We start from the raw sequence: 9498 nt of genomic DNA, 5'->3' as shown, positions 1-9498 counted from the left end.
TTTGGCTCAAATAAGAACCTCAATTCTATTTCAAATTAAAAGGATTTTCAATTTTTATGTATCCTTAAAACTGCTATATTTAAAGCTTAATTGAGCAGTTTAATCAGTTTTTAGACAAACTGCCGTTGTGCATAATTGTACTTAAGGACAGAATCAAAATCAAATATGAAAAAAATCAAGTTAGTTTTATTCCTATTAATTTGTACCTATTTTAATGTAATTGGACAAAAACATTCAAATGTAGAAATGCGCTACATAAAATCCAGAGCTGAATATAAAGTTCCATTAGATAGGTTTTATTTAAATCATGCTATTTATTCAAATTGCTTCCTGAAAGGTGGAATATATGAACAAATATCTATTGATGAACTAACTTATATTTCAAACGAAATTGTTGCAGGTTTAAGATTGTCTTTAGGAGTTCAGTTTTTTGTAAAAACAGGAAAATCTGTACCATATAGATTTTCTGTATCAATTATCGAAAACGGAAAGAATGATACTAAAGGATTGGCTTTTTTAACAAACTATAATCCTCAAAATAGATGTTTTGAAGAAACTTGTCAACCTTATTCTTACGCTAGTGCATGCAAAATATATGAAAACAAAGTAATTGGTGGCATTTTCACATTAGATATGAAAGACGAGGAGAAATTTCTCAATAATAATGATCATCTATCACTCCTTCAATTGTATATATTTAATGGAATGTGTGATGACAAAAGTAAAATGGTCAGTTTATTTGAAAAGGCGGAGCAAAAGGAGGGTGATAAAATAAATTGTCATTGGTTGAAATCATTTTATAACCTTTATCAGAGAAATTTTTCTATTGCCAAAAAGGAATTGACACTATTGAAAGAACTTTTAAAAACTTTACCTCTAGAGAAACAAAATGCTTGGCATTCAGCTATTGCTGTTCTTGAATTTGAAATAGATCTACTGCAAAATACAGATAGTGAAACAACTATGCACAACACACGCTATATACCATAGGCGGGTAGTAGGTTTCCACAGGTTTTGTGCTTTTAATGAGCAACGGCAAGGTAGCTTTTTTAGAATAGTTATAGTTAAATGTAATCCTAAAATAGCTACCTTGCCTTTTTATAAAATCTGAAACATAAATCAACTAAGGCGCCTACGTTACATAGCGCCATCCGTTGTGCGGCATTTTCAGCAGCATCTAGGATACGTTGTACTTAAGATATAGATAATACGATTTGATTAAGTTTAGTTGATAAATTAATAGTCTTTGATAATGAAAGAACACAGCTATTTGATAAGCCATAAAAGTGATAAAGATAAACTCGGAACGATAGGTCTATCATTATTGACATTATCAATTTTATATATTATCTGGTGGGTAGATTTGATTTCAGAATCTGCTAAGGTTCATAGTGTTTTTGGAGATGAAAGATATTTACTATGGATTCCGTTTGCGTTTATTGTTTGGACAGTTGCAATTGTCTTTGTTTGGAGATTGACAGCAAGAATGATGGGTGATTTTATAATAGAATCTGACGAGAAGTGTTTGATAATTACTTATAAGTTAATTGGATTCAGATTCTCCAAAAAATATAATTATTCCAAGATTTGCAAGTTAAGAATGGTTGACAAAGGAAATAGTGTTTTTCAGGTAGCTTTTAACTATGATGATAATGAGGATTATATTGGAATTAGTAAAGGATATTCAGATGAAAAAGCGAAGGAAATATTCAATATTTTAGAGTCAGTGATTAAGTAAGAATAAACGACCGCACAACAATGTGTTTAGTGCATAAGGGTTTCAGAGGTTTTCGAGCGACATCACCCGCTTCAATTTTGGGTGGTAACTTGATAGGTTCGAAGCCCGCAATCCATTACGACACCATAGTGTGCCAAGAAGCAGCACGTCGGCATAAAATAGTGCTGCATGCTTTATTTGAGATGGTGGAAAGCATTTGTAGGCTTGACCCACCAAAGTCGTTTTACAGGAAAGGGCTCTAAACCACCTAAAGGTGCTTTGGTAAAGAGCCATTGTATTGAGCGTTTGGGAAACGGCTAGTCAAGAATTAGTCAGGTATTAATAGAAGAGATGAACGAAAGTGAACCACTGATGAGGTGTCGAGACGTAGCAATATTCTGTCAAAAGTCGCAAAGTATGTTATGCGATGATGAGTGCAACGGAAACCTGTTTATTGGTTGCACGGCAGGCGGTGTTCAGGTGGCATGACTTCTATTTAGGCTCAATTAAGGAACTTGGGAAGCTGCCTTGCCATGTGAAGTGAAAGGTACAATAGGAACAACCTAGAGACCGAATAGCGATGGGCAAACGCAGTGGCGGACTGATCCGTAGTAGTGTTGAAGTTCCTGTAATGGGAATGGAGCAAAGGGGTCAGCTAATATATTTTACAATTTGCCAACTTGAAAGAGGATGAGCATTTACTTGTAAATAAAATTAGAAGAGCCGTATGATGGGAGACTATCACGTACGGTTCTGTGAGAGGCTTAGGGTGAAACTCCCTTTGCCTACTCGACCACTAAGCCGTTACCTGCAATATTGCAGATGCTTATTAAAATGTCGCAAAATAAGTGCAAAGAATGATCTGCCAGTAGGGCAAATTATTTGTTTTACACTTCTTTTATTAAGAATAATTTGATTTTGCATAATGCAAGAAAAACATAAAAAGCTGAATAATAAACACTAATAGATTAATTATGAAAACATTTGCACTTGTAAATTTTCTTTTCCTATTTATAATTATTTTAAATTCTTGTGAAGAAAAAGAAACTGAAAATATTGCTCCCTTTTGTACTTTCATTGGTCCTGATAATGGTCAGGAGATACAACAGGGAACCATAGTAACTATATCAGTGGAGGCTGACGATAGTGATGGCAATATTACAAAGGTTCATTTTTACATAAATGGATCTGAAGTTGGTTCTTCAAGTAGTTATCCATACAATTATGTTTGGAATACCTCTAGTGAAAATGTAGGTAATCACACACTAGAAGCCGTGGCAGTAGATAATGCAGGTGGCTCAATAACTGATAAGATTGAAGTATCTATAAGTGGATCAGTCACTGATATTGAAGGTAACATATACAAAACTGTTAAAATAGGTAATCAGGAATGGATGGCTGAAAACTTAAGAACAACCAAATATAGCGATGGAACTGCCATTTCTCTGGTAGCAAATAATTCCTCTTGGAAAAACCTTAATGATAATAATGCATACTGCTGGTACGATAATGACATAAGCAATAAAGAAAAATATGGAGCTTTATATAACTGGGCAGCTGCCATGAATGGTAGTACTATTGAAATGGCACAAGGTGTATGCCCGAGTGGTTGGCATTTGCCTTCTGATAGCGAGTGGTTTGAATTGCAAAATTACCTGATCGCCAATGGCTACAATTATGATGGTTCTACATCAGGTAATTCAATTGCCAAGTCACTGGCAACAAAAACGGGTTGGGAAACTAGTTCAGAAACAGGTCATATTGGTAATCGCCAGCAAGAGAATAACACTAGTGGTTTTTCTGCCCTTCCGGGTGGTGATCGCGAGATAGGTGTTGGTATATTCAACGCCCAGAGTCGTGCTGGCTCATGGTGGTCTAGTAGTTTATACAATATATCACCTAGGGAAACGGGCGCATGGTCTCGCGAACTTTATTACTGTGGCTCAGTCCTTATGAAAGGCGGCATAGGTAAGTACAATGGGTGCAGTGTTCGTTGCCTGAAGGATTAGGTTATTTGTAATTTTTCACATTTTTGAGTAGGATACATGTCATATCAGCATCAACTCATATTTTGGGATAATTAAATTTTGTAGATCATTCAAGCTACAAAATCTGGTTAAAAGTACTTAAACGGAAAGTGAGAAAATTATTTTATCTGGATGTATTCGAAAGATAGATTATAGTTGTAAATTATTAGATAAAAATAATGACAACCTTTCATAATCAAGCTCTTTTCGTAAACCGTTCGATGCTATTGCATCAAACCAAATTTTACGAGAAGAGCTTGGCTATCCCAATCCATACCATTTCTGAATACATACAGCAGGTAACAAAAATAAGCGTTGCGCATCCCCATAAAATAAGATGAATACATGATTAGAGCCTTAAAATGGATTTTAGGTTGAAATTATAGATGGTATATGCGATACCTAAGGTATGATACAATGTGAAAAATAAATCTGATGATGGGTGTGATAATTAAATGGTTGATGCAACCATTATTGTAGAGACGCAATGCATTGCGTCTCCACGTGCATTGCGTCTCTACCCGGATACCTGGAAAATACCATGACCAATGACAGAAAAATTTCAAAATAAATACCGCATTGCATCCTCCCGATTGAAAAATTGGGAGGATGGATGGCATGCGGCCTATTTTGTAACGATCTGTACACAGAACCGCGAACATTATTTTGGCGATCTTGTGGATGGCAGCATGCAATTGTCCGAAATAGGAAAAATTGTAGATGCTGAATGGTTAAAAACATTTGAAATGCGCCCGGATATGAATTTAAAAAGGGGCGCCTACATTATCATGCCCAATCATTTTCATGCCATAATTATCATAGGTGATAATCAATACAATGCCAATATGGATACAACAAAAAACAAATTTGGTACACAATCTAAAAACCTATCATCAATCATTCGTGGATTTAAAATTGGGGTGTGCAAAAATGCCAGAAAAATACATGCCGATTTTGCCTGGCAATCGCGTTTCCACGATCACATTATCCGTTCCGAAGAATCCTACCATAGGATAGAGGAATACATTCGGGCAAATCCACAAAATTGGGTAAATGATGAATTCAATATTTATTGAATAAATAAAATACTATGATTGGATAATGGAGAAAAAGACAATTACTTACGTTTAGATAAAAGTTGGCTGCTATAAAAACGAACATGACACGAATAATAATCATATCAATAACTGTATTACTCTCATTTGCTAAATCATTTGGGCAGAATCAAGAACCAATAACCATTGGACAGAAGTATGTAATTGAATCAGAGATTTTAAATGAAAGTAGAGAATATTGGCTGTATTTACCATCGGACTATGATGAATCAAAATATGATTATCCGGTAATGTATTTATTGGATGGACAAGAACACTTTCATCAAATTACAGGAGTTGTAAATCACATGTCCAGGCTCGTTCAAAGGATGCCAAGAATGATTATTGTTGGTATTGTTTCTACGGATAATGACAGAGTTAGAGATTATACACCTAATCAGATAGAGATATTATCGAATGGTGGCGGGGCTGACCAATTTACAAAATTTCTACAGAAGGAATTAATTCCTAAAATAGATGATGATTTCAGGACAAATAATTATAGATTACTGTTTGGTCACTCGTTAGCTGCTGTCTGCCTTAATCATATATTCACAAATCAGAACGAACTTTTTAATGTGTATTTTGCTGCCGACCCTGCCATATTTATAGACCCTACAATTGCAAAAGATTTGGAATCTTATATTTCTAAGCAAGACACAATAAAGTCGTGTTATTTTCTATCAGTATGTGGATTGGTTGATTCAACGACAATTGTACCGAATATCAAACTATCAAAAATGATAGAATCCAAATATTCTGAAAAAATAAGTTGGGATTTTAAGTTTTACACAAGTGAAGATCATATTTCTATGACTCTAAAAGCAATGTATGACGCTTTAGAAAAGTTGTACTCCGATTATAAAATTCCGAACACATATATCCATTCGTTTGACAAAGAGAGTATCCTAAATCATATAAAGAATAATGAAGACAGATATAAGATTCATGTAGCATTACCCGAACAGCTGGTAAATGAATATGCTATGCATTTTTGTACGAAACAAAAGTATGATGATGCACTCGACCTATTGCAATTAAACCTGGAGAATTATAAAGTTCCATACGAGACTTATTATTTTATGGGAGAAGTTTATTTGATGAAAGGAGACAAAAGCAAAGCATTAGAATTTTATGAAAAATCTTGTGGCATTAAGGAGATATGGGATGTGAGGGATAAAATTAAACAGGTTAAAAATGAATAAATTACCTCCGCTGGTGCGCGATTCGATCACGTTCCATATCTAAAGCAAAACCACACGAAAAGATTGATTTCATCGAACTTCGTTTCGTGCGGTAGCTAAGGGATATGAGCTCAATATAGAAAAAATGAAAGACGATATATTTCAATTGAAATAATGTCGGCTAATTATTCACATTTCAACTAATATCACATTTGATGAAAAAATTATTTATAATCCTATCAGTTATTACGCTAAGCTTTTCTTGTTATAGTCAGGAAAATGAATTTTATTTTAAAAATGTAAGAGGCGAAGTCACTTGGCAAAAAGTATTTGAAAGTGAACTTCAAAAGAGTGTCATTAAAGAGTATTTTCAAAACTCAGGTATCTTTAAAGAAATTGAATTTACAGAAAATGGTTTAAGGGGTGAATTGCGACTGTTCGAACCAGACTATAAAGGTGCAGGTTATACTTTATTCAAAACTCCGGATTTAATTTTCGGATATTATCATTCTGCTTTTGTTTCAATACAGTTTAAAGAATCTCGATATCGTGTTACCATTAATAAAATTACTTTGACTAAAAAAAATAATTCGTCAGGATGTCATGGAAGTATCGTACTTCTGAATTCGCATGCAATAACTAATAAAGGTTTTTTTGAAAAATTATTTAGTAAAAATTCAGTGCCGATTTACGATTATACTTTCCTGAAAATGTTTGAGCCTAAAAACATTGGGAGTGATGATGATTGGTAGGTTTATGTTATTAAATGCTAGAGCATAACAAAAGATAAATGGCATAGACGGTAACGTTCAACGTGCTAATGTAACAAAAACAATAAACCTAAGTGGTTTTTATAGGGTGGTGGTTGTTAATCACTCGCAAATTTTAACAAGACCGTTAAGTAATATAATAATAAAACTATTAGAGAGAAATACAGATGAGAGAATTAAGGATACATCATTTTTTTGATATAATGCGTGATTATGGTTCAGGAAAGTCTTTAAGTGAACATGCCTATGGTCACTCATATCATACTATAGGGAATGAACTTTTTGAGAATAAAACAAGTACGATTAAAATAGTAATTAAAAATGATGACATATGTGAAAATTGTAAGAAACTTAATCAGGGGAAGTGTATTGATACTATTCATCATCGATCTGATTTCTTATATAAACAAGAATTTAACGATTATCTTGATACCAGAATAATGAATTGTATGGGTTATGAAGATGGGCAAGTTATTGAAGTAGTGGATATTGTAAAGAATGCTCATAAATATTTAGATCATATCTTTGAGTTATATGATGGTAATGATATAGAGCATACGGAATTAAGAAAACAAAATGTTTCAATAGGAATTGATAAAAAGACAGATGAATTTTGTGCAAAGGAGAATTTATTGTGATAGCAGCAGGGATTAAAATAGCCGTTACATCACTTAACAGTGTATATGCGGTTCTGCTTTGCTTCACCCGAATTGCCTTTGATTTCTACTATCAAAATTTAATAAGGAAAAGTTATACTATTTAATGATGCAATGCACGTAGAGACGCAATGCATTGCGTCTCTACCAACCCAAATACGGATACTACAAAAAACAAATTTGGACCACAATCTAAAAACCTATCATCGATCATTTACATACCAATCTGTACAAAACAGAAGAACAATTGCATTATTTTTTATTTAGAATTATTCCAAATACGAATAATAAAGGATATCTTAGTCCCGAATTAAATAGAACTTAATGCATCAATTTATATATAAGAAAGAGCCACAAGCTTTTTCAATTCAAAATATCAAAAGTTTTGCTTCACCGGTTACTGTCTTATATGGCGGAAAAACGGGTAACTCTAAATTTATCGCAGAACAGCTAAGAGAACAATTCCAAAAATATGAATTGGATCCTTCTGTTATTAGCATGAGCGATTACGATGTTACTAATTTGGCGGATGAGCGGTATCTTTTTATTGTAGTAAGCACGCGTGGAGAAGGGGATCCACCAGGACAAGCCAAAGCTTTCCACAAGCATTTATTTGGGAAGCAAGTTGGTCAATTGCCCCATCTAAACTATTCTGTTTGTGCATTGGGAGACTCGAGTTATGAGCATTTTTGTCAAACCGGTAAGGATATCGATGCACAATTGGAAAAACTGGGCGCTAAGCGGTATTCCTCTTTGGTAACATGCGATTTGGCTTTCAAGGCAAATGCGGAATCCTGGGCATCATTCCTGCTAAATAAGTTCCAAAACAGACGAAATGGCGATCTGCTTGATTTAAAGTTTGGAACACCAGAATTGGGACCCACTTTTACCCTTCGGGTTAAGGATAAATATCCGCTGACCAGTGAAAAATCTACTTGTGAAATCAATCATCTAATCCTTCAAACCGATCACCCGGATTTCACCTATCAGCCTGGCGATTCCATTCGTATTAAGCCTAAGAATCCCTATTCATTGGTGGTTAAAATTTTGATTTTACAGGATTATTCGCACGATACAATGGTGCGGTATAAGGATAAAAAGATAAGTATTGAGGAGTTATTGGTTACCAAGCTGGAGCTAACCAATTTGAGCGAAGATGTGATAAAGGCTTATCAGGAGCATACGCGAAATGAGGCTTTAAAAAGCTTGCTCAATAATGAAAGAGAATTGTTTAAATACCTTCAACTAGCCGATGTTTACGATATGCTTCACGATTTTCCCTCTTCAATCGAAGCACAGGATTTATCTCAGATTCTCAATAAAATGAATCGTAGAGAATATTCAATCGCATCGAGTTCAAGCGAAACACCCGATGAAGTTCACCTGTGTGTAAAACAGTTCAACTATTCCGTATTTGGACGCGATAGAATAGGGGCTTGCTCTTCTTATATCAACAAAGGTTTACAGGTGGATTCAACTCTTAAAGTACAGCTTATTCCGAACCATGATTTTCGATTGCCAGAGGATGAGGCACCGATTATCATGATTGGTGCAGGAACAGGCATTGCACCTTTTATATCTTTTATGAAGGAAAGAAATGCCGTTAAATCGAAAGCTAACAATTGGTTGATATTTGGTGAGAAATACAGAGAACATGATTTCTTATATCAGAAGGAGCTGGAAACTTTTGTGAAAGACGGCACCCTGAATAAAATGGATTTAGCTTACTCCCGCGATGGAGCAAAAAAAGTGTATGTACAAGATGTCCTTTCACTTCAGGGGAAGGAAGTTTATCAATGGCTCGAAAATGGAGCCCACTTATATATCTGTGGATCTATTGCCATGGGGAGATCGGTTCTAAGCAATCTTTTGTCATTGGTTCAGGAAGAAGCGAGATGTAGTAATGAGGATGCATCCAACTATATTGAAGACTTGAAACAGACTTCACGTTTACACGAAGATTTGTATTAAAAATATTGTACTTGTTAGGAGCAAACAAGATTAAGCTGTGGTATTCCTACCACAGCTTTTTTATATCCTCTTGTAATTA

At 34.6% G+C, this 9498-nt stretch carries 9 protein-coding genes; all 9 read left to right on the top strand.

The genetic code is table 11. From position 1 onward, the window contains the following. Window positions 1–165: 165 nt before the first annotated feature. The 9 genes from GCQ56_RS15685 (at window position 166) to GCQ56_RS15650 (ending at window position 9419) form a co-directional block, all read left to right on the top strand. Window positions 166–990 (top strand): hypothetical protein, encoded by an 825-nt coding sequence (locus GCQ56_RS15685; RefSeq protein ID WP_152735482.1) that lies wholly within the window; start codon window positions 166–168, stop codon window positions 988–990. A 262-nt stretch (window positions 991–1252) separates the two neighbouring features. Next, complete coding sequence (locus GCQ56_RS15680) at window positions 1253–1738, top strand: hypothetical protein (protein ID WP_152735481.1); 486 nt, start codon at window positions 1253–1255, stop codon at window positions 1736–1738. Window positions 1739–1906: 168 nt separating this feature from the next. Next, complete coding sequence (locus tag GCQ56_RS20645) at window positions 1907–2038, top strand: hypothetical protein (protein WP_255473229.1); 132 nt, start codon at window positions 1907–1909, stop codon at window positions 2036–2038. A gap of 653 nt (window positions 2039–2691) precedes the next feature. Continuing rightward, window positions 2692–3726, top strand: coding sequence for an FISUMP domain-containing protein (locus GCQ56_RS15675; protein ID WP_152735480.1), 1035 nt, complete (start codon window positions 2692–2694; stop codon window positions 3724–3726). Between the two features lie 566 nt (window positions 3727–4292). After that, a complete protein-coding gene (locus tag GCQ56_RS15670) occupies window positions 4293–4820 on the top strand; it encodes a transposase (protein ID WP_152735479.1) in 528 nt (175 codons plus the stop codon). Window positions 4821–4903: 83 nt separating this feature from the next. Further along, on the top strand, window positions 4904–6043 hold the full coding sequence (locus tag GCQ56_RS15665; RefSeq protein ID WP_152735478.1) for an alpha/beta hydrolase-fold protein: 1140 nt from the start codon (window positions 4904–4906) through the stop codon (window positions 6041–6043). Between the two features lie 194 nt (window positions 6044–6237). After that, complete coding sequence (locus GCQ56_RS15660) at window positions 6238–6774, top strand: hypothetical protein (protein ID WP_152735477.1); 537 nt, start codon at window positions 6238–6240, stop codon at window positions 6772–6774. Between the two features lie 185 nt (window positions 6775–6959). Beyond that, window positions 6960–7430: a DUF1284 domain-containing protein gene (locus GCQ56_RS15655; protein WP_152735476.1), complete on the top strand. Its 471-nt coding sequence runs from the start codon at window positions 6960–6962 to the stop codon at window positions 7428–7430. A 342-nt stretch (window positions 7431–7772) separates the two neighbouring features. Next, on the top strand, window positions 7773–9419 hold the full coding sequence (locus GCQ56_RS15650; RefSeq protein ID WP_152735475.1) for a sulfite reductase flavoprotein subunit alpha: 1647 nt from the start codon (window positions 7773–7775) through the stop codon (window positions 9417–9419). Window positions 9420–9498: the final 79 nt, after the last annotated feature.

The organism is Marinifilum sp. N1E240 (genome assembly GCF_009295825.1).
Classification (GTDB): Bacteria; Bacteroidota; Bacteroidia; order Bacteroidales; family Marinifilaceae; genus Marinifilum_A; species Marinifilum_A sediminis.
Note: the sequence above shows the minus strand (reverse complement) of the source record. Positions and strands in the feature narration are given on the sequence as shown.

Excerpts from the sequence above, each read along its gene's own strand:
- GCQ56_RS15685 (WP_152735482.1), top strand. The coding sequence starts at position 166 with ATGAAAAAAATCAAGTTAGTTTTATTCCTATTAATTTGTACCTATTTT.
- GCQ56_RS15680 (WP_152735481.1), top strand. The coding sequence starts at position 1,253 with ATGAAAGAACACAGCTATTTGATAAGCCATAAAAGTGATAAAGATAAA.
- GCQ56_RS20645 (WP_255473229.1), top strand. The coding sequence starts at position 1,907 with ATGCTTTATTTGAGATGGTGGAAAGCATTTGTAGGCTTGACCCACCAA.
- GCQ56_RS15675 (WP_152735480.1), top strand. The coding sequence starts at position 2,692 with ATGAAAACATTTGCACTTGTAAATTTTCTTTTCCTATTTATAATTATT.
- GCQ56_RS15670 (WP_152735479.1), top strand. The coding sequence starts at position 4,293 with ATGACAGAAAAATTTCAAAATAAATACCGCATTGCATCCTCCCGATTG.
- GCQ56_RS15665 (WP_152735478.1), top strand. The coding sequence starts at position 4,904 with ATGACACGAATAATAATCATATCAATAACTGTATTACTCTCATTTGCT.
- GCQ56_RS15660 (WP_152735477.1), top strand. The coding sequence starts at position 6,238 with ATGAAAAAATTATTTATAATCCTATCAGTTATTACGCTAAGCTTTTCT.
- GCQ56_RS15655 (WP_152735476.1), top strand. The coding sequence starts at position 6,960 with ATGAGAGAATTAAGGATACATCATTTTTTTGATATAATGCGTGATTAT.
- GCQ56_RS15650 (WP_152735475.1), top strand. The coding sequence starts at position 7,773 with ATGCATCAATTTATATATAAGAAAGAGCCACAAGCTTTTTCAATTCAA.